Here is a 20,217-nt window from a genome sequence, read left to right as displayed (position 1 = left end):
GCGAGGAGCCGGTCGACCAGGGCGGTGGTGTGGCGGGCCGCGCGGAAGTCGGCGTCGTCCAGAACCCGCCGGACGAAGGGGATGGTGGTACGCACCCCCGGCCCGGCGATCTCGAACTCGGCCAGGGCCCGGTCGAGCCGGCGCAGCGCCAGCTCCCGGTCCGGCGCCCAGACGACGACCTTCGCCAGCAGCGAGTCGTAGTACGGCCCGACCAGGTAGCCGGGGTGCCCGTGGGTGTCGACGCGGGTGAACGGGCCGCCCGGCGGGACGAACCGGTCCAGCCGGCCCGGGGTGGGCGCGAAGTCCCGGTCCGGGTCCTCCACGTTGACCCGGCACTCCACGGCCACCCCCTGCGGGCGGACCTCGTCCTGGCGGATCCGTAGCGGCTTCCCGGCGGCGATGTGCAGTTGCTCGTGCACCAGGTCGATTCCGGTGATCATCTCGGTGACCGGGTGCTCCACCTGGATCCGGCAGTTGATCTCCAGGAAGTGGAATCCCTGCTCGGCGTCGACCAGGAACTCGACGGTGCCGGCGCCGGTGAAGCCCACCTCCAGCGCGCCGTGCAACGCGGTACGCGCGATCGCGTCGAGGGTCTCGGCGGACAGTGCCGGGGCCGGCGCCTCCTCGACCAGCTTCTGGTGCCGGCGCTGCACCGAGCAGTCCCGGGTGCCCAGGTGCACACCGTTGCCGTGGGCGTCGCAGAGGACCTGCACCTCGACGTGCCGGGCGTCGGTCAGGTACCGCTCCACGTACACCCGGTCGTCACCGAAGGCGGCCTGCGCGGCGGCCCGGGTACGCGCGTAGGCCCGGGACAACTCGGCCGGGGAGCCGACCACTGTCATCCCCCGCCCGCCACCGCCGGCGGCGGCCTTGACGATCACCGGGTATCCGACCTCGTCGGCGATCTCGGCGGCCCGGGCCGCGGTGGGCACCGGGCTGACGCTGCCCCGCGGCAGTGGCAGCCCGGCCCGGCTCATCAGCGCCCGCGCCGAGGACTTGTCGGCGAGCGCGGCCATCACCTGCGGAGGCGGCCCGATGAAGGTCAGACCGTTGTCGGCGCAGATCTCGGCGAAGTCGGCGTCCTCGGAGAGGAAACCGTAGCCGGGGTGCACCGCGTCCGCGCCGACCTGCCGCGCCGCCTCGACGATCGCGGCGGCGTTGAGGTAGCTGCGCCGAGCCGACGCTGGTCCGATCAGGACGGCCCGGTCGGCGAGACGCACGGCCGCCGAGTCGGTGTCCGCCGTGGAGTGGACCACCGCCGTCCGGATGCCCAGTTCACGGCAGGCGCGCAGCACCCGCACCGCGATCTCGCCCCGGTTGGCGACCAACACTGTGGAGAACATGGTGGCACCACCTCAGACCGGGTCGAGTGCGACCAGCGGCTGGTCGTACTCCACCGGCCGGCCGTCGTCGACGAGGACCTCGACCACCCGGCCGGCCCGCTCGGCGGTCACCTCGTTCATCAGCTTCATCGCCTCCACGATCCCGACCACCTGTCCGGGCCGGACCAGGTCACCGACCCGGACGAAGGGCGCGGCGCCGGGCTCCGGGGCGCGGTAGAACGTGCCGACGATCGGCGAGCGCACCGCCACCCGAGCGGTGGCGGCGGCCGGGCGTGGTGTCGGCACGGCCGGCTCCGGGGCACGGGCCGGTTCCACCGCCGCGGCGATCCCGTGCCACTCGATCTCCAGCACGGTGTCCCCGCTACGCAGCCGCACCCGCCGGACCGGGCCGGCGACCTCGGCGACGAGTTGCCGGGCGTGCCGGCGCAGTCCGGCCAGGACGGTGTCCACCTCGTGCGTCACCGGCACGCCGCCGGTTTCGGTGGACACGCCGTCTGCGGGGACGACGCCGGTGCTCACCTGGCACCCGCCCGCAGGCCGGTGCGGGCGGCGCCGAAGCGCCGGAAGCGTTGCCGCCGTCGGCGGACCAGGGTCGCCGGGGGTACGTCGAGCAGGGGAAGCAGGTTGGCCAGTACCGCGTCACGCAGCATCCGGGCGGCCCCTTCCGGGTCGTGGTGGGCGGCCGGTGCCGGCTCGGGTACGAGGTCGTCGGCGACGCCGAGCCGGCACAGGTCCGGGGCGGTCAGCCGCAACGCGCGGGCCGCCTGCGGGGCGGCACCACGGTCCGGCCAGAGAATCGCGGCGCAGCCCTCGGGGCTGATCACCGAGTAGACGGCGTGCTGAAGCATCAGCACCCGGTCGGCGACGGCGAGGGCGAGCGCACCGCCGCTGCCGCCCTCGCCGGTGATCACCGCGACGACGGGGGTGGGCAGCACGCTGAGACACAGGATGTTCTCCGCGATGGCGGCCGCCTGACCCTGCATCTCGGCGTCGACGCCGGGGTCGGCGCCGGGGGTGTCGACCAGGGTGACCACCGGCAGACCGAGCCGGGCGGCGAGCCGGAACAGCCGCAACGCCTTGCGGTGCCCGGCCGGGCTGGCCATGCCGAAGTTCCGGGCCACCAGTTCACCGGTGGTGTGTCCCTTCTGGTGGCCGACCACCATCACGTGCCGTCCGTCGAGCCGGGCCAGGCCGCCGACCACCGCCGGGCAGTCCCCGCCGAGCCGGTCGCCGTGCAGTTCCAGGAAGCCGTCGAAGGTGGTGTCCAGATAGTCCAGGGTGGTCGGCCGCCCGGGATGCCGGGCCAGCCGGACGGTCTCCCAGGCGTCGCCGCCGTCCGGCACCGGCCGGCTACCCGCGGCGGTTGCGTCCGACACCGGCCGGGCGGACGGGCTCTCCTGCCGCGGCACGGCGGCGGTCAGCGCCGGCCGCCGCCCGGACCGGGCGGCGGCCAGCAGCGCCACCAGCCGGCCGCGCAGCGCGTGCCGGGGCACCACCATGTCGACCTGACCGTGGTGGAGCAGGAACTCGGCGGTCTGGAAGCCCTCGGGCAGATCCCGGCCGGTAACCTGGCGGATCACCCGCGGTCCGGCGAACCCCATCCGGGCGCCGCTCTCGGCGAGCACCACGTCGGTGTTGGTGGCGAACGACGCCGCCACGCCCCCGTAGGTGGGATCGGTGAGCACACTGACGGTGAGCACCCCCGCGTCCCGCAGCTCGGCGATCGCCTGGCTGACCGTGGCCATCTGCATCAGCGACAGGGCTCCCTCCTGCATCCGCGCCCCACCGGAGGCGGTGACCAGGAGCAGCGGGATCCGGTCCGCCAGCGCCCGCTCGGCGGTGCGCGTGATCAGTTCGCCGACGGCGCAGCCGAGGCTGCCGCCGAGGAACCGGAAGTCCATCACGGCCAACGCGCAGGGCTGCCGGCCGATGGTGGCGGTGCCGCACACCACGGCCTCGGCGAGGCCGGTGCCGGCGCGCGCGGCGCTGAGCCGGTGCGGGTACGGCAGTACGTCGACGAAGCCAATCGGGTCCACCTCGGCCGGGCGTTCCGGCAGCGGGGTGAACGACCCCGGATCGACCAGTTGGGCCACCCGCTCCGGCGCGTCCAGGCGGGAGTGTTCCCCGCACTCCGGGCACACATCGAGGTTGCGCCGCAGCCGTTTGCGGTACAGCAGGCTGGCGCAACCGGCGCAGCGGGACCAGAGCTGCCCCTCCCGTCCGGTGGTGGCGGTCACGCCCGCTCCCCGCCGGTGACGAACCGGTGTGGTTGACCGGCGTCGTACCGGTAGAAGCAGTGGGCCATGGCGTCCCGCGGTTCCCGCCAGGTCGGCAGGTACGGCGAGATGTAGGGGCGTAGCCGCTCGCTGACCCGGACGAACTCGGGATGCCCGCGGGCGGCCTGAACCGCACCCTGCGTCGCCGACTCCGTCTCCAGCAGGTGCACGTAGAGATCGTGCAGCCGGTAGAGCGAACGGTGCCGGACCCCGACCAGACGGGGCAGTTCCGTCGCGTCGGACTCGGCGAAGATCTCGGCGACCTGCGCTTCGGCGGTGGGCACCACCTTCGCGACGATCAGCGAACGGTCCATGGCTGGGCCTCCCCCCACGGCCTCCGACGCGGGACGGTCCGCGCCGGCCGGGCCGGACGACTGCCGACACGATGCGGCGGACCGCGTCACCGGGGCGTCAACGGGCACCCACCAGGGGGGAATCATCGTGACGATGTGTTGACGCAAGCTGTGCATGAGCTGTGTAAAGATCCATTGCGTATAGCCAATCTGACCAGTTCAGAGCCGCTTTCGCGGAGAACCGTCGCGCAACGGGCAAGCCACGCTGTCATTGACTGAGAGTTACCGCGATTGATAATCTCCGGAGCGGTCAGCCCGATGGCCGCGGCGCGACGCCGGACCGCGGTGCAGCGACTGGAGACAGTGCGGTCACGGGCAGCCGCGCCGGGACACAGAATCGGGACCAGGGTTCCGTAGGAGGTGCCGCCGTGGCCGCTGCTCCGTCCATGTCGACGACCGGGTCACGACCCGGCGCACCGATCGCGCTGCATCTGCTCGGCGGCTTCCGGCTGCTGCACGGCGACACCTCGATCGTCGTTCCGCGGGGCCTGCAACGGGTCATCGCGCTGATCGGCCTGCGTCCCGGCGCCACCCGCAGTCACCTGGCCGGTCTGCTCTGGCCGGACGCGCCGGAGGAGCGGGCGCTGTCGTCCCTGCGTACGGCGTTGTGGCGGCTGCGCCAGGACCCGTGCTGCCCGCTGATCACCAGCGGTGACACGGTCCGGCTGGACCCCCGGGTCGGGGTCGACGTGGACGCCCTGGTCGGCGCCGCCGCCCGGGTCCGCGACGGCGACGACCCGGGTGCCGCCGGGGCGCTCGCCGCCGGCCGGCACGACCTGCTCCCCGGGTGGTACGACGACTGGGTGCTCGCCGATCGGGAACGGCTGCGTCAACTGCGCCTGCACATGCTGGAGAACCTCGCCGACCAGCACCTGGCCGCGGGGCGGCACGGCGAGGCGTTGGAGGCGGCCCTGGAGGCGATGTCCGCCGAACCACTGCGGGAGACGCCGCACCGGCTGGTGGTACGCATCCACCTGGCCGAGGGCAACGCCTTCGAGGCGGTGCACGCCTTCTACGTCTACCGCGACCTGCTCCTGCGTGAACTGCGGCTCGAACCGTCCACGGCGATGACCGCACTGTTGCAGGACACCCTCGCCCCGATCCACCAGGCCACCCGCGACGGTTCCGCCACCACCCGCCGCGTGCCCGCCCGGCTGGCCTCCTCCCCTACCGACCGCCGCGCCACCCGACCCTGACCACACCGGCGGTGGCGGCCACCGGCACGTCACACCCACCGGGTACGGCGTGACGCGGAGGTGACAGAACGGGCGGCAGGGTGGACCCCACGGCGGTCCGTCGCCTCCGGGCGGACGCCACCGACGGAAGGGGTTCCATGAGTCGTCTACTGATCGTCAGCAGGATCATTCCCGGCTCCGAGGGTCGGGTGGCGCAGATCTTCGCCGAGTCCGACGCCACCGAGTTGCCCACCCTGACCGGCGTCCGGCACCGATCCCTGTACTGCCTGCACGACCTGTGCGTCCACGTCATGGAGACCGAGGACGTGGACCCGGACGCGCTGGCCAACGCCCGTAACCATCCGCTGTACCGCCAGGTCAACGAACGGCTCTCCGCGCACACCTCGCCGTACCTGCCGACCTGGCGGTCACCGCGGGACGCGATCGCCGGCTGCTTCTACCGCTGGGATGCCGCCGAGGTGCCGGCGCCCCGACCGGCCGGTTGACCGGGTACCCGGGATGACTTCCGGATCGCCGCACGTCCTGATCATCGGTGCCGGCACCGGCGGGCTCTGCCTCGCGCACGGCCTGCGCCGCGCCGGCATCAGCGTCGCCGTCTACGAGCGGTACCGCACCCGCGGCGAGGGCCTGCTCGGCTATCGCATCGGCATCGGACCGACCGGCAGCAAGGCGCTGCGCGAATGCCTGCCACCGAACCTGTTCGACGTCTACCTGGCCACCTGCGCCCGCTCCCCCCGCTACTTCAACGTCATCACCCAACGGCTGCGGCGGACCGCCTCGTTCCCGCTGCGTTCGGAGACCGACCCGGCCGAGACCGAACGATCGGTGGCCCGGATGACGCTGCGTCAGGTACTGCTCACCGGCCTGGGCGACGTGGTCCACTTCGACAAGACCTTCACCCGGTACGAGCAGCGCGACGACGGCACGGTCACGGCGTACTTCGCCGACGGCAGCAGCGCCACCGGCGATCTGCTGGTCGCCGCCGACGGTACGCAGTCGGCGGTCCGCCGGCAGTACCTGCCACACGCGGTCGTCCGGGACGCCGGCACCGTCAACATCGCCACTCGGATCCCGCTGACCGCACACACCCGCCAGCTCCTGCCGGAGCGGGTGGAGAAGGGCATCTCGCTGATCTTCGGGACCGGCGGTCTGATGGGCGTGCTGCACGTCATGGAGTTCAAGTGGGACCGCGACGGCCGGATCAAGCCCGACGTCAATGACGACGACGCGGCACTGCTGCACGGCTGGCCCGGTCGGGCGCACGACAACACCCGCGACAACATCAACTTCGTCATCTGGAGCACCGCCCGCCGGTTCCCGCCGGACGTGATGCAGCGCCGGGGCGAGGACCTCGTCCAGCTCGCCCGGGACCTCACCCGTCACTGGCACCCGAACCTGCGGGAACTGCTCGCCCGCAGCGACCCGGGCAGCGCCCTGCCGATCCGGGTGGCCACCAGCGAGCCGATCCCGGCGTGGAAGAGCAGTACGGTGACGCTACTCGGTGACGCCATCCACACCATGACCCCCGGCCGGGGGGTCGGCGCCAACACCGCGCTACGCGACGCCGCCCTGCTGTGCCGGCAGCTGCGCCGGGCCGCCGCCGGCGACAAGACGCTGGTGCAGGCGGTCGCCGACTACGAGGCGGAGATGGTGCCGTACGGCTTCGCCCGGGTCGCCGACTCGTTGAGCCGCAGCGGCACCAGCGGCGACGACCCGATGTACAAGCCGGTCGTCGGGCGGCTCGCGCTGCTCGGGGCGCGCGGCTACTTCGGAGTCACCAGCCGGGTGCCCCGCCTGGCCCGCCGCTTCGTCGACGAGTTCTACACCTACCGGGGCGAGACCGACTGAACCGCCCGAGGTAGGTCGACGGAATCTCCCGCCGGGTCGCGCCGACGGCACCTCGTCGCGGCCCGGCGGGCCGGCGGCGACACGAGTTTCGGCATACGGTCGGTCATCCCGCCGACACACCCCGACACCGGCCGTCTCACCTCGGCGGCGATCACCGATCCTCCCTGTCGTGCGAAATACGCGTGTGCGAAGCTGCGCCGAGTTTGCTTCGCGACTTTCACGACGTACGCAAGAGGGAGGTTCGCCGTGCCGTCGACTTTCGGGCAATGGCTGATCGTGATCCTGGCCCTACTGCTGGGCGGGGCCGCCGGCTGGCTGGCACGCGACCGGCAACTGGCGGGCGGCACCGCCCGGACCCGGCCCATCGTGGAGGGTGACCCGGTCGTCGGCCTCACCGAGGCCGAGAAGACGCACGCCACCGCGACCATCGCCACCCCCCGCCCGGAAGCCACCGTGGACTACGCTCCCGCGCCCGCCGTCATCGATGAGCCCACCGACCGCAGCGCCGCCCCGTCCCCGGTCGACGAGCAGGTTCCGCAGGTCACGGCGCCTGCCGAAGAGGCAATCCGGGCGGACGCCACCGACGAGGGGCCGAGCCACGACGCCGCCCCGGTCGCGAAAGCCCCGATCCCGGAGACGCCCGTCTCGGAGGAGCCGGTCTCGGAGACGCCGGTGCCTGCCGAGGCGACCCGGCGTCTCGATCACGCGGCGCCCGTCGACGCCGAGACCACCAGCCCGGTCAGCGCCGAGGCCGAAGAGCCGGCGACCTCCTCGCCGGGCGTTCCGGCACCGCGTACCCCGATCGAGGACAGCGAGCCCACCGTCGAGGTCGACGCGCTCGACCGGGCGACCTCGGACGACGCCGGATCCGTCGCGGAACCGGCGACCGTCTCCGCCCCGGCGACCGTCTCCGCCCCGGCGACCGTCTCCGCCCCGGCAGGCCTCGTGCCGCCGGCGACCGACGAGCCCACACCGGCAGACGAGGCCGCACTGACCAACCAGCCTGCACCAGCCGACGAGGCGGCACCGGTCGACCAGATCGCACCGGCCGGCGAGCCCGTACCCGCCGACCATGCGGCGCCGGCCCCGGGCGACAAGGCGGCACCGACGGACGACTTCCGCCGGATCCAGGGGGTCGGCCCGAAGATGGCCGCCGCGTTGCAGGCCGCCGGGATCCGCACCTACCGCCAGCTCGCCGAACTGGACGAGACGGCGCTGCGGGAGACCATCCGCGCCGCTGGGCTCCGCACCGCCCCGAGCCTGGCCACCTGGCCGCAGCAGGCGAAGGTGCTGGCCGGCACCGACGCCGAGTCGGTGCTGCCCGCTCCCGCCGGAGCCGGCGAGCAGAACTGAGGGCGTCACTGGTCTGATCCACGCCGGGTGGTGTCGCGGGTCACCCGCGACACCACCCGGCCGGGCCCACCCCGAAGGGCAGCCGCTGCCCATCGGGCCCGTGATTGTTGGCGGCTTACCACTCCTAACTCTTTGCACGTTGGAGTCGTCGCCAGCAGATGAGGGCGCAGGCGAGGGTGAGGAAGGCTTCGTGGATGTCGTCGCGGATCTCCCAACGGGTGCGCAGGCGGCGGAACCAGTGCGGCAGGGCGATGGTCTGCTCGACGACCCAGCGTCGTGCCCCCAGGCCGCAGCCGTGCCCGACGCCGCGTCGGGCGATGACCGGGTTGATGCCTTTGGCCCGTAGCTGTGCCGTCGACGACGGTGATCTGGTCGACCCGGCGTCGGCACCGGGGATCCTTTCAGCGCGTTAAACAACGCCTCGTGCTGGCGGCGGCCTGGCTGCGCCGTCATCGCATCGCGCGTTCTCGACCCGCCGGCGCTACGGCGCAGACGACGCGCTGCGACGCGGGCGATCCACGCCGGCGAGCCTCGCCCGGACGCCTTCCGCGTCAGGGTGGTCGAGGTCGGTGAGGATTGCCAGCGCCCGCCGCCACGCGGTCCGCGCGGCGCCCAGCCGGCCGGTGAGGTGGTAGCTGTCGCCGAGGTGGGTGAGCGTGGCCGCCTCCGGGTAGCGCTCGCCGAGGGCGCGTAGCCGCACGACGGCCTGGCAGAAGTTGGTGACGGCGCGCGTGTAGTCGCCAAGATGGTGGTACGCGTAGCCGAGACTGTCCAACGTGGCGGCCTCGCCACGACGGTCGTCCAGCTTGCGAAGCAGCGTGAGGGCCTCCTGGCAGGCGGCCACGGCTTGGGCGTGGTCGCCGAGATGGACCTGGAACCAACCAATCGCGTTGAGGGCGGAGGCTTGCCCGTACCGGTGGTTCGCCCTGCGGTACAGCGCGAGGGCCTGCCGGGTGTGGTCGAGGGCGACGGCGTAGCGGCCCTGCCGTTCCCCGAGGTAGGCGAGGTGGTGGTGGTCATGGGCCTGCCCGGCGAGGTCACCGCCACCGGTGTCGAGGTCGAGGGCGCGTTCGAGGTGTGCGCGGGCGTCGGCGTGGCGGCCGGCCTCGATGTAGGGGCGGGCCAGGATCCGGTGGGCGAGGGCCGACGCGCGCGGGTCGGCGAGCCGTTCGGCGGCGAGCCTCGCCGCCGCACCGACGGCGAGCTGGTCGGGCCAGCGCCGGCTGTGTTCGAGGTAGCCGGTCAGGATCCACGCGAGCTGCCAGGCATGCCGGTCGTACCCGCTGCCCGCGGCATGGTCCACCGCCGCGAGCAGCACCGGAAGTTCGGCGGCGAGCCAGGCGAGGGCTGCGGCCGGTACGCCCAGAGACTCCAGCGCGGCGCCCAGCCGGGGCGGTTCGAGGGTGACGGCGTCTCGATGGGGGTGCAGTAGCCGGTCGGCGGCGTCAGCGGTGTGCAGGTAGTGGTCGAGGATGCGGCCGGTCGCGGCCTCGCGGTCCGGCAGGGTCTCCAGGGTGTCGCTCAGGTCGATGGCGTAGGCGCGCAGCAGATCGTGCAAGGCGTACCGGCCGGCGGCCGGTTCGGTCAGCAGATTGGCGCGGATCAGTTCGGCCAGCAGCGGCGGCACCTCGGGCAACGGCAGCGCGGCGAGACTGGCGACGGCGGGCGCGGTGGCGTCCGGACCGGGATGCCGGCCCAGGAGCCGGAACACTCGCGCCGCGGCGGGGGTCAGCGCCCGGTACGACCAGGCGAACACCGCGTGCAGGTCGGTGCTGGGATCGCCGGTGTTGAGAAGCCCGAACGCGTGCCTGCCGTCGCGGAGCTGGTCGGCCAGCTCGCGCAGCGGCACCCGGCGGGTCGCGGCGTGGGCGGCGACGATCGCCAGCGGCAGCGGCAGCCGGGCGCACCGCGTGATGATCTCGTCGACCGCGTGGGGCTCGGCGGCGATCCGCGCGCTGCCGAGGCGGCGTACCAGCAACTGCCTCGCCTCGTCGTGGTTGAGCAGATCGACAGTGACGGGCTGGGCGCCCTCGGCGGCGACCAGGCCGGTGAGCGGATCGCGGCTGGTGACCAGGACCAGGCAGCCCGCGGCGCCGGGCAGCAACGGCCGGACCTGCGCGCCGTCGCGGGCATTGTCCAGCAGGATCAGCAGCCGTCGACCGGCGAGTTCGGTTCGGTACAGGGCGGCCAGCGCGTCCGGCTCCGCCGGGATCCGCCGGACCGGCACGCCGAGGGCGTCGAGGAAGCGGCGGATCGCCTCCCCCGGCTCCATCGCGGGCTCGGACGGACCGAAGCCGCGCAGGTTGACGTAGAGCTGCCCGTCGGGAAAGTGGTCGGCGACCTGGTGCGCCCAGTACACGGCGAGGGCCGTCTTGCCGGCGCCGGCGGTTCCCTCGATCGCGGAGATCACCGCGGTGTTCGCGGTGGTGGCGTCTTCCAGCAGCGTGTTCAGCGCGGCGAGTGAACCGGCCCGCCCGGCGAAGTGCCGTGTGGCGGCCGGCAACTGCCGGGGTACGGCCGCCAGCGGCGCCTGTCGCGACGGCGCGGGTGGCCGCTGCCGCGCGGCGTGCTGCAACGCGTAATCCACCAGGGCGTACCGCGGGCGCCAGAACTCCTCGATTCCGGTGGCCACCGACAGCCGGTCCAGCCGGCCATGATCCTGGGCGTACTGGCGGCAGCCGTCGACGACGCCCCGGACGACCTCCCAGTCCGGCAGCCGTCCGATCCGGCCGCTGAAGATCGCCCCCACCTGGCTCTTGCCCAGCCGTACCCGCACCGCCAGGCCGCGCAGGCTCGGGCCGCCCGCCTGCAAGCGGAGCAGTCGTAGGTCGTCACACAGTTGCCGCAGCAACAGGCGGCCGTCGTCAGCAGCCACCGGCGATCCCCGGCGCTGTCCGGCGCTGTCCGGCGCACGGAACCGCAGTACCGTCGTTACCTGCCACGTCGGCCCCGGTTGTCCGCACCTGTCCGTACCAAACGCCGTCCACGATATCGACCACCGAGGATGCCCTCAAGCACCCGGCCGGCGTGCCCCGAGAAAGGACGGTCGCGTTTGATGGCTACTGGAAGATTGCGGCGAATCACGGCCACCCTCGGCCTGCTGGCAATGACCACGGTGGCGGCGGCTACCGCCGCGCCCTCGCCGGCCGCGGCGAGCGGTACCCGGATCATCACCGGGACCACGAGCTGCTACGGGGGCGCGGTGCCTCCGGTCGGACCGCACGTGGGCGTCGACAGCGGCGGGTGGCCCGGCGCACCCGGCCCCGGATGGCTTCCGGTGGACTCCGTCTCCCCGTTCGACCACACCAACCCGAACCGGGTATGGACCAAGGTGATCCCCGCGAGCGCGACAAGCATCAAGCTGGACGTGAGGTGCTATGTGAGCTGGAGCGAGTACTACGGGTACGTCACCTACCCTGAGGGCACCTGGCAAGGCTCGACCTACAGCCTGACCCCAGGTACCTCGCCGATCAACTCAACGTGGTCCTGCGCCCGGCAACCAGTCGCTCCTGGCCCCTGGGTCCGCACGTGCACCCTGACGGCAATGTCATCCGGCTGACCGAGCCGCAAAGCCACGATCGTGACACCCGAAGGCGTCGCGGTCGCCCGTTTCATGATCGAGGTCATGAAACGGGCGACCGGTGTGGCGCCGACGGGCGCGAACCGAATGTCCGGACCGTTGCTCCGGGCTAGACACATGAGGCGGCGGCCAGACAGCACAGCGCTGCGGGAGTGTCAGGTAGTGGCAGTCTCGGCGGGTCGAGTTTCCAGCCGCCACCGTCGACGGCGAACGGTGCCGTCACGGCGTTGTCGGGTACGCGAAAGCCCGCGCGGTCGCCGAGTGCTCGACGACGGTGCGGGCTTCGCGGTGCGCCGCGGATGCCGGGCCGGGATGGCGACCTGGCGTACGAGTCAGCGCGGTTCGGAAAGCTGACCGCGCAGCTTGGTCAGCGCCCGGGCCAACAGCCGGGAGACGTGCATCTGGGAGACGCCGACCTGCTTGGCGATCTCACTCTGGGTCAGGTTGCCGTAGAAGCGCAGGGTGAGGATCTTCTGCTCGCGTTCGTCCAGGGTGGCCAGGGCCGGCCCGAGGGCGACCCGCAGCTCGGCCAGCTCGAACTCGTTGTCCTCCGCGCCGAGGGTGTCGCCGAGTTCGGTGGCGCTGTCACCGTCGCCGATGGGGGTGGACAGCGAGACCGCGTTGTACGCCCTCGCGCCCTCCAGGCCCTCCAGGACCTCTTCCTCGGTGATGTCCAGATGGGCGGCGATGTCGGCGACCGTGGGTGCCCGGTTCAACGTCTGGGTGAGGGTGCCGTTGGCCTCGGTGATGCGCAGCCGCAGCTCCTGCAGCCGGCGCGGCACCCGGATGTTCCAGGTGCGGTCACGGAAGTGCCGCTTGATCTCGCCGAGGATGGTCGGGATGGCGAACCCGGCGAAGTCGACACCGCGGGAGGCGTCGAACCGGTCCACCGCCTTGATCAGACCGAGGGCGGCGGTCTGGGCGAGGTCGCCGTGGGGCTCGCCACGGCCGCTGTAGCGCGCGGCGAGGTGGTTGGCCAGCGGCAGCCACGCCTCGATGACCCGGTCGCGCAGCGCCCGCCGCTCCGGGTGTGACTCGGGCAGCGCGGACAGGGCGGCGATCAGCTCGCTGGCGAGGGACTCCTCACCGGTCACCGCCGAACGGGGCGTCTCGGTGCTCGTCGTCAGCGCGATCGTCGTGGTGGTCATGCTGCCCTTCCTGTCCTACGGGGAACGGATGCCTCACAGCACCAGCCGTGCCCGCAACACTAAACCAAAGGGCAGCGGGAATCAACCGAACGGACGATGGATGTAACGCCTATACATGACCAAATCGCATCCAGAGGTTCGATCATTGGCACGGTGGCACAGCCCGGCGTAACCAGATGGTCACCACAGGGGAGCGACCCTCGGACGCCACGGCGGTGGCGGCGGCGCGGCGACGGCGGTCAGCCCACGGCGGTGGCGGCGGCGCGGCCGGCGACCCGACCGGAGAAGAGGCAGCCGCCGAGGAAGGTGCCCTCCAGGGCGCGGTAGCCGTGCATGCCGCCGCCACCGAACCCGGCGACCTCACCGGCGGCGTACACCCCGCCCAGCGGCTCGCCGTCGGGTCGCAGCACCCGGCCGGACAGGTCGGTGTGCAGCCCGCCCAGGGTTTTGCGGGTCAGCACGTGCAGCTGTACGGCGATCAGCGGGCCGGCCGTCGGGTCGAGCAACCGGTGCGGGGTGGCGACCCGGACCAGCCGGTCCCCGCGGTACCGGCGGGCGTCCCGAACGGCGTGCAGTTGGGCATCCTTGCCGAAGGGGTGGGCGATCGCGCGGTCCCGGGCCTCGGCCAGCCGCCGCAGCTCGACCCCGTCGAGCTGCGGCCCGCCGGCCTCGGCGGCGAGCTTGTTCATCCCGTCGACGAGCTCCGGCAGGGTGTCGGCGACGACGAAGTCCGCCCCGTGACGCAGAAACGCCGCCACCGGACCGGGGGCGCCGGCCCGCACGCGACGCAGGACCTGCCGGACGCTGCGGCCGGTCAGGTCCGGATTCTGCTCGGAGCCCGACAACGCGAACTCCTTCTCGATGATCTTCTGGGTGAGCAGGAACCAGCTGTAGTCGTACCCGGTGGCCCGCAGGTGTCGCAGGGTGTCGAGGGTGTCGAAGCCGGGAAAGAGCGGCGCCGGCAACCGGCGCCCGGCGGCGTCGAGCCAGAGCGACGACGGGCCCGGCAGGATCCGGATTCCGTGCTGTGGCCAGATCGGATCCCAGTTGCGCAGGCCCTCGGTGTAGTGCCACATCCGATCCGGGTTGATCACCTGCCCGCCGGCCGCCTCGGTGACGGCCAGCATGCGCCCGTCGACGTACGCGGGCACCCCGGCGACCATCCGGGCCGGCGGGGTGCCCATCCGCGCCGGCCAGGCCCGCCGGACCAGATCGTGGTTGCCCCCGATCCCGCCCGACGTGACGATCACGGCCTGCGCGTCGTACCCGAAGTCACCGACCGCCACCCGGGAGGTGCTCCGCCCCCGTGGCGCGTCGTCGGGGGCCAGGACCGTCCCCCGTACGCCGGTGACCACGCCGCCGGTGGTGACCAGTTCGTCGACCCGGTGCCGGAACAGCAGCCGGACCCGGCCCTCGGCCTCGGCCTGCCGCACCCGGCGGGCGAACGGCTCGACCACGCCGGGGCCGGTCCCCCAGGTGATGTGGAACCGGGGCACCGAGTTGCCGTGTCCGTCCGCCGCCGCCCCGCCGCGCTCGGCCCAGCTGACCACGGGGAAGATCCGGTGCCCCATCCCGCGCAGCCAGGCCCGCTTCTCACCGGCGGCGAAGTGCACGTACGCCTCCGCCCATCGGCGCGGCCAGTGGTCCTCGGGGCGGTCGAAGGCGGCGCTGCCGAGCCAGTCCTGCCAGGCCAGCTCGACCGAGTCGCGGATGCCCATCCGCCGCTGTTCGGGAGAGTCGACGAAGAAGAGACCGCCGAAGGACCAGTGCGCCTGCCCGCCGAGACTCTGCTCCGGCTCCTGGTCGAGCAGCAGCACCCGACGGCCGGCGTCGGCGGCCTCGGCGGCGGCGACCAGGCCGGCCAGCCCGGCGCCGATCACGATGACATCGGTATCCACGCCCCCGACCGTACGCATCGGGCTGCCAAAATGATCGACACGGAAGCACAGGATCCGCCCCCGGGTTTGGAACCGGGATGACAAGGAGTGGCGAGATGTCCGACACGTTGATCGACATCGAGCCCGGGCTCGCCGCCCTGCCGCCGGCCGTCGGGGCGCACGTGCGCGGCCTGCGCCCGGCGTTGCACGAGCGGATCCTGAGCACCGTGCGGACGGCGATGCGGGCGCAGGGGCGGTCGCTGACCGGCGGCCAGGGCCAGGGGTTGGCCCTGGGGGTGCAGACCGCGGTGGACGCCTTCGTCGACGCGCTGACCGATCCCAATCGCGACCTGGCCGCCACCCGGGCGGTGTTCCACGCCCTCGGCCGCACCGAGTACCGGGAGGGGCACCGGGTCGACGCCCTGCGCACGGTGCTCACCCTCGGGGCCCGTGACATCTGGGCCTTCCTGGTGGAGCACCGGACCGAGGGCGGGCCGGCCCCGGCGCACCTGTACGTCATCGCCGGGGCGCTGTTCGGCTACGCCGACGCTCTGGCCGGGGCGGCGGCGGAGGGCTTTCTCGACGAGCAGCGCGACGCCGCAGAGGACTGGGCCACCACCCGGCGACGGCTGATCACCCTGCTGGTGCAGCCGGAACCACCCGGCGACGCCGCTCTGCGCGCCGCCGCCGACGTCGCCCGCTGGGCCCTGCCGCGCACCGTCGCCGTGCTCAGCGTCGACGGGGGCGACGCCGAGCACCTGGCGCGAGGCATCGGTGGGGGCGCGATCGCCACGGTGGTCGACGACGCCGTCCGGGTCGTCCTGCCCGATCCGGCCACCCCCGGACGTCTCGACCGGGCCCGCCGGGCCCTCGCCGGGCGACGATCGGCGCTCGGACCCACCGTGGAGCTGGGCCGGGCCCGGCTGTCCTACCGGATCTCGCGGCGGGCACTGGCTCTGCGGCAGGAGGGCCGACTGCCCGCCGAGCCGGTCGTCGACGGTGACGGGCATCTGCTCACCCTGCTGACGGCCTGGGAGCCCGGCCTCGCCGACCACCTCGCCGACACCTGGCTGGCCCCGCTGGCCGGTCTGCGGCCCGCCGCCCGGCGCGCGCTGGCCGAGACGCTGTACGAGTGGCTACGCCGGCAGGGGCAGGTCATCGTGGTGGCTGGGGAGCTGCACACCCATCCGCAGACGATCCGGTACCGGATGCGGCAGCTGCGGGTCCACTTCGGCGCGGCCCTCGACGATCCGGACGCCCGGCTGGCCCTTCAGCTCGCGCTGCGGCACCACCTCGACCGGAGCCCCGACACGGTCACATGACCGCACCGAGGCGGCACGGGCGGCCGGCACGCGGGACCCGGGCCGACCGTGCCGGCGGGGCGGCAGCGAATTGGCCGCCGCGTTGAACCTTCCGGCTGCCGCGTCCGAACCAGTTTGCGTGCGCATCCGATCAGCCGTCCTGGGGTTGTTGCTGGCCCTGCTCTGCGTCCCGCTGGCCCCGCCGGCCCCGGCGTCCGCCCACGCCGTGCTGGTCGCCACCGCCCCGGCGCGGGACGCGGTGATCAGCGCCCCACCGGCCGAGGTGGTGGTCACCTTCAGCGAGCCGATCGCCCCCGTCGCGGGCCGGGTGCAGGTCCTCGGCCCGGACGGGAAGAAGGTGCACACCGGCGAGCCGGTGGTCCGGGGGGCGACCATGCGCATCGCGGTCCGGGTGCCGGACCGCCCGCTCGGCACGTACCTGGTCAGCTACCGGGTGATCTCCGCCGACAGCCACCCGGTGGCCGGCAGCTTCACCTATTCCGCCGGCGCCCCTTCGGCGAGCCCGCCTCGGCTGAGCGACGAGGATGAGCGGCAATCGACCGGCCCGCTGGTGCCCGCCGCCAAGTGGGCGGGTTACCTCGGGCTCGTGCTGGCCGTCGGCCCGACGCTGCTCGCCGCCGGACTGTGGCCGCGCCGCCGGTCCCGCCGCCCGGCGGCCGTCACCGCGTACACCGGGCTGCTGCTGGTCATCGCGGCGACCGCCGCCACCTGGGTCGGGCAGGCCGCGGACATGGTCGGCGCGGCGGTCGGCGCGCTCTCCCCGGGCGATCTGAAGGCGGTCGCCGACAGCGACGTCGGCGTGGTGCTCGGCGCGCGGGTGGCGCTGGTCGGGGTCGCAGCGGGGCTGCTGCCCGCCGTGCTGTCCGGCCGGGCCGGGCGGTGGCGCGCGGTGGCCCTCACCCTGGTCGCGGTGGCCGGGCTGGCGACCTGGCCGCTGGCGGGCCACCCGGTCGCCTCGCCGCTGCCGCCGGTCAGCATCGTCGCCGTCGTCATCCACCTCGCCGCGATGAGCGTCTGGGTGGGCGGTCTGATCGGCATGCTGGTGTTCCTGCTGCGCGGCACGCACGAGCGGGTGCTGGCGCGGATCCTGCCGGCGTGGTCCCGGTGGGCGACCCTCGCGGTGGGTTGGCTGGTCGTCACCGGTGTCGGGCAGGCCGCGATCGAACTGGGCCACCCCGACGCCCTGGTCGGCACCCCGTACGGGCGGTTGCTGCTCGGCAAGGCGGGACTGCTGGCCGCCGTGCTCGCGGTCGCCGCCGGGCAGCGCCGAATGGTACGCCGGAGGGTGGCGGCGGGTCGTCGGGGCCGGGTTGCGGTGGCCGCCGCCGTCGAGGTGGCCGCCACCGCCGTGGTGCTGGCACTGACCGCCCTGCTGGTGCAGACGCCGCCGGGTCGGACCGCCGGCACCGAGGCGGCCCGGGTCGCCCGGGAGGGAGTCGCCCAGACCTTGAGCGGCGAGCTGTACAGCCTCCAGTTCGACATCTACCCGGTGAAGGTGGGAGCGCCGAACTCGCTGCACGCCTACGTGTACACGCCACAGGGGCTGGCACTGCCGGTCGCCGAGTGGAAGGTCAGCCTGGCGCTGCCGGCGGCGGGTGTGGAACCGGTCCCGGTGCGGGTCGAGACCCCGGAGCCGAACCACGGCAGCGCGGAGATCCGGTTCCCGGTGGCCGGTGAGTGGACGCTGCGGTTCACGGTGCGGACCAGCGACATCGACCAGGCCACCGTCACCACCACCGTGCGGGTGCGCTGAGACCGATCGACAACCATCGGAACTTCCGGTCACTTTCGACCTCTGCCGACGAGCGGATCGCGTGGACGATGCGCTCCTGTGGACGGATCCGGACGGGACACGGCCGGCGACGACCGTCGAAACTTTCGGGGTATGCTGCCGACCTGACCGGACGACATCGGGAGCGGGGATGGACAACCAACGGGCCACACTGGCGCAGATCGCCCGCGCCGCCGGCGTGTCGGTGCCCACCGTCTCCAAGGTCGTCAACGGCCGGCCCGACGTCGCACCCACCACCCGCCAACGGGTGCAGGCGCTGCTCGACGAGCGCGGCTACACCGGTCGACCCACCGTCCGACCCGACCGGGCCGGCCTGATCGACCTGGTGCTGCGGGATCTGGGCAGCCCGTGGGCAATGCAGATCATCGAGGGCGTCGAGGAGCACGCCCACCGCGCCGGCGTCGGAGTGGTCGTCTCGGCCGCCCACGGGCGGCACCGCAGCCGCCCCGACCGGCGCTGGATCGAGCAGCTCTCGGCCCGCCGCTGTGACGGGGTGCTGCTGGTCCTGTCGGACCTGTCCGGCACCCAGCGCAGCCAGCTCGCGGAACTCGGCATACCGGTGGTGGTGATCGACCCGGCCGGGCAACCCACCCCCGACATTCCCTCCGTCGGCGCCACCAACTGGTCCGGCGGCCTCGCCGCCACCGAGCACCTGCTCGGCCTCGGGCACCGCCGGATCGCGGTCATCGGCGGTCCGTCGGACGTGCCGTGCAGCCGGGCCCGGGTGGACGGCTACCGGGCCGCGATGAACGCCGCCGGGGAGCCGATCCCCGGCGGGTACGTCCGCACCGGCGACTTCACCGCGCCGTCCGGATACCGGGAGACCCACGCCCTGCTCGAACTGCCCGCGCCCCCCACCGCGATCTTCGCCTGCTCGGACGAGACGGCCTGGGGCGCCTACGAGGCCCTGTACGAGCGCGGCCTGCGGGTGCCCGACGACCTGAGCGTGGTGGGCTTCGACGACGTGGACGGCGCGCGGTGGGCGATCCCGCCGCTGACCACCGTACGGCAACCACTGACCGAGATGTCCGCCATGGCCACCCGGATGCTGCTCGCCCTGATCAACGGCGAGGAACTCGACAGCCGGCGCCTCGAGCTGGCCACCCCGCTGGTCGTCCGGCACAGCACCCGCGCTCCCGGCTAGGGTCACCGCCCGCGATTGGTGGATCTGGCGTCGGATTGAACGACCGGGGCTCGCGCACCGTACGTAGGGGTGAAGGGAGCTGCTGATGAAGCGCATCACCCCGTTGCTGACCCTGTTGACCGGGACCGGGATGGCGGCCGTGCTGTTCGCCATGAGCGCCCAGGCGGCGCCGAACGCGGCCGACCCGAAGCCGGCGGCCGCACCCGCCGCCACGGCCGAGGCCGTGCCGGAGGCCGCCGCCGCGCCCGCGGCACCCGCTGCGCCCGCCGAACAGGTCTCCCCTGCCCGGCCGTCGAAGCAGCGCGGCCAGTCAGGGACACCGAACCCGCCACCGGCGTCGACCGCGCCATCGGCCGACGACAGGGTGGAGGAGAAGAAGGCCACCACCAACTGGACCGGCCGGCTCGACGGCGGCCGCGCCACCATCGCGATCACCGCCAACGGCGGCGAGGCGACGGCGTACCTCTGCGACGGTCGGCAGCTGGAGATCTGGTTGCGCGGCAGCGCGACCGACGGCCGGCTCTCCCTCACCGGGAAGAAGGACGCGCGGCTCACCGGTACGTTCGACGACCGCAAGGCAGCCGGCGAGGTGGTGGTGAACGGCAAGCGTTGGTCGTTCGCGGCCACCGTGGACACGAGCGGGCGGCCGGTGCTCTTCCGGGCCACCGCCGCGCAGCGCCGCGCCGGCGTGGACGGCGGCTGGATCATGCTGCCCGACGGTGGTCAGATCGGCGTGGTCACCCGCGACGGTCGCCCTGTCCTGGCTCCGCCGCTCGATCCGGCCTTTGGCACCACCATCGTCGACGGGGTCACCATCCGGGCGGAGCCGGTCTCGACCGAGCTGGGCGCCGGTGCCTGATGCCCGGCCGTCGCAGGACCATCGCGGACACCCGGCCGGGCCGGGAGCCGGTCGACGTCCGGGTGTTGAACGAACCGCTCGACGCGGGGCTGGCACCACCCGTCCTGCCCCCGCCCGTCCCCGACG

Annotated in this window: 16 protein-coding genes; 8 read left to right on the top strand and 8 right to left on the bottom strand. The window is 73.4% G+C overall.

Features of this window, described 5'->3' with window-relative positions; translation table 11 throughout:
• The 4 genes from E1182_RS19025 to E1182_RS19010 all read right to left on the bottom strand — a co-directional run.
• Positions 1–1,343: acetyl/propionyl/methylcrotonyl-CoA carboxylase subunit alpha (locus tag E1182_RS19025; RefSeq protein WP_132267146.1), on the bottom strand; the 1,343-nt coding region annotated here is incomplete at its 3' end.
• Between the two features lie 12 nt (positions 1,344–1,355).
• Positions 1,356–1,862, bottom strand: a complete 507-nt coding sequence (gene accB, locus E1182_RS19020) for an acetyl-CoA carboxylase biotin carboxyl carrier protein (RefSeq protein ID WP_132267144.1) — start codon at positions 1,860–1,862, stop codon at positions 1,356–1,358.
• Positions 1,859–3,580: an acetyl-CoA carboxylase carboxyl transferase subunit alpha gene (accA, locus tag E1182_RS19015; RefSeq protein WP_132267142.1), complete on the bottom strand. Its 1,722-nt coding sequence runs from the start codon at positions 3,578–3,580 to the stop codon at positions 1,859–1,861. Before accA ends, accB begins: the two co-directional genes overlap by 4 nt.
• Complete coding sequence (locus E1182_RS19010; protein ID WP_132267140.1) at positions 3,577–3,933, bottom strand: TcmI family type II polyketide cyclase; 357 nt, start codon at positions 3,931–3,933, stop codon at positions 3,577–3,579. The genes accA and E1182_RS19010 overlap by 4 nt, the downstream gene beginning before the upstream one ends.
• Before the next feature lie 407 nt (positions 3,934–4,340).
• Here E1182_RS19010 and E1182_RS19005 point away from each other — a divergent pair, with 407 nt between their 5' ends.
• The 4 genes from E1182_RS19005 to E1182_RS18990 all read left to right on the top strand — a co-directional run bounded on the left by E1182_RS19005 (position 4,341) and on the right by E1182_RS18990 (position 8,369).
• The gene (locus tag E1182_RS19005; protein WP_132267138.1) at positions 4,341–5,168 is read left to right on the top strand and encodes a BTAD domain-containing putative transcriptional regulator; all 828 of its coding nucleotides are present in this window, start codon (positions 4,341–4,343) and stop codon (positions 5,166–5,168) included.
• Positions 5,169–5,305: 137 nt separating this feature from the next.
• Entirely contained in the window at positions 5,306–5,653 is a 348-nt protein-coding gene (locus E1182_RS19000) for a TcmI family type II polyketide cyclase (RefSeq protein WP_132267136.1), read from the top strand.
• 13 nt (positions 5,654–5,666) lie between these two features.
• Positions 5,667–7,016 (top strand): NAD(P)/FAD-dependent oxidoreductase, encoded by a 1,350-nt coding sequence (locus E1182_RS18995; RefSeq protein ID WP_132267134.1) that lies wholly within the window; start codon positions 5,667–5,669, stop codon positions 7,014–7,016.
• Positions 7,017–7,262: 246 nt separating this feature from the next.
• A complete protein-coding gene (locus E1182_RS18990) occupies positions 7,263–8,369 on the top strand; it encodes a helix-hairpin-helix domain-containing protein (RefSeq protein ID WP_132267132.1) in 1,107 nt (368 codons plus the stop codon).
• Positions 8,370–8,493: 124 nt separating this feature from the next.
• On the opposite strand, the gene E1182_RS32340 is transcribed toward E1182_RS18990, so the two are convergent.
• From E1182_RS32340 to E1182_RS18970, 4 genes are all read right to left on the bottom strand, one after another.
• On the bottom strand, positions 8,494–8,655 hold the full coding sequence (locus tag E1182_RS32340; RefSeq protein WP_371687569.1) for a transposase: 162 nt from the start codon (positions 8,653–8,655) through the stop codon (positions 8,494–8,496).
• Between the two features lie 195 nt (positions 8,656–8,850).
• Positions 8,851–11,244 (bottom strand): tetratricopeptide repeat protein, encoded by a 2,394-nt coding sequence (locus E1182_RS18985; protein WP_132267130.1) that lies wholly within the window; start codon positions 11,242–11,244, stop codon positions 8,851–8,853.
• Between the two features lie 1,037 nt (positions 11,245–12,281).
• Positions 12,282–13,097 carry a SigB/SigF/SigG family RNA polymerase sigma factor gene (locus E1182_RS18975; RefSeq protein ID WP_132267128.1) on the bottom strand — a complete coding sequence of 272 codons (816 nt, stop codon included), beginning with the start codon at positions 13,095–13,097 and terminating at the stop codon, positions 12,282–12,284.
• Positions 13,098–13,336: 239 nt separating this feature from the next.
• Entirely contained in the window at positions 13,337–14,995 is a 1,659-nt protein-coding gene (locus tag E1182_RS18970; protein WP_207921445.1) for an FAD-binding dehydrogenase, read from the bottom strand.
• Between the two features lie 95 nt (positions 14,996–15,090).
• Here E1182_RS18970 and E1182_RS18965 point away from each other — a divergent pair, with 95 nt between their 5' ends.
• The 4 genes from E1182_RS18965 (at position 15,091) to E1182_RS18950 (ending at position 20,091) form a co-directional block, all read left to right on the top strand.
• Positions 15,091–16,296: a helix-turn-helix domain-containing protein gene (locus tag E1182_RS18965; RefSeq protein ID WP_165942661.1), complete on the top strand. Its 1,206-nt coding sequence runs from the start codon at positions 15,091–15,093 to the stop codon at positions 16,294–16,296.
• A gap of 118 nt (positions 16,297–16,414) precedes the next feature.
• Complete coding sequence (locus E1182_RS18960; RefSeq protein WP_132267122.1) at positions 16,415–18,049, top strand: copper resistance protein CopC; 1,635 nt, start codon at positions 16,415–16,417, stop codon at positions 18,047–18,049.
• A 169-nt stretch (positions 18,050–18,218) separates the two neighbouring features.
• Entirely contained in the window at positions 18,219–19,232 is a 1,014-nt protein-coding gene (locus E1182_RS18955) for a LacI family DNA-binding transcriptional regulator (protein WP_132267120.1), read from the top strand.
• A gap of 85 nt (positions 19,233–19,317) precedes the next feature.
• Entirely contained in the window at positions 19,318–20,091 is a 774-nt protein-coding gene (locus E1182_RS18950; RefSeq protein ID WP_132267118.1) for a hypothetical protein, read from the top strand.
• Positions 20,092–20,217 lie beyond the last annotated feature (126 nt).

The sequence above is a fragment of the Micromonospora sp. KC721 genome, assembly GCF_004348355.1.
In the GTDB taxonomy this organism is placed as follows: Bacteria; Actinomycetota; Actinomycetes; order Mycobacteriales; family Micromonosporaceae; genus Micromonospora.
This window is presented reverse-complemented; position numbering and strand designations above follow the sequence as displayed.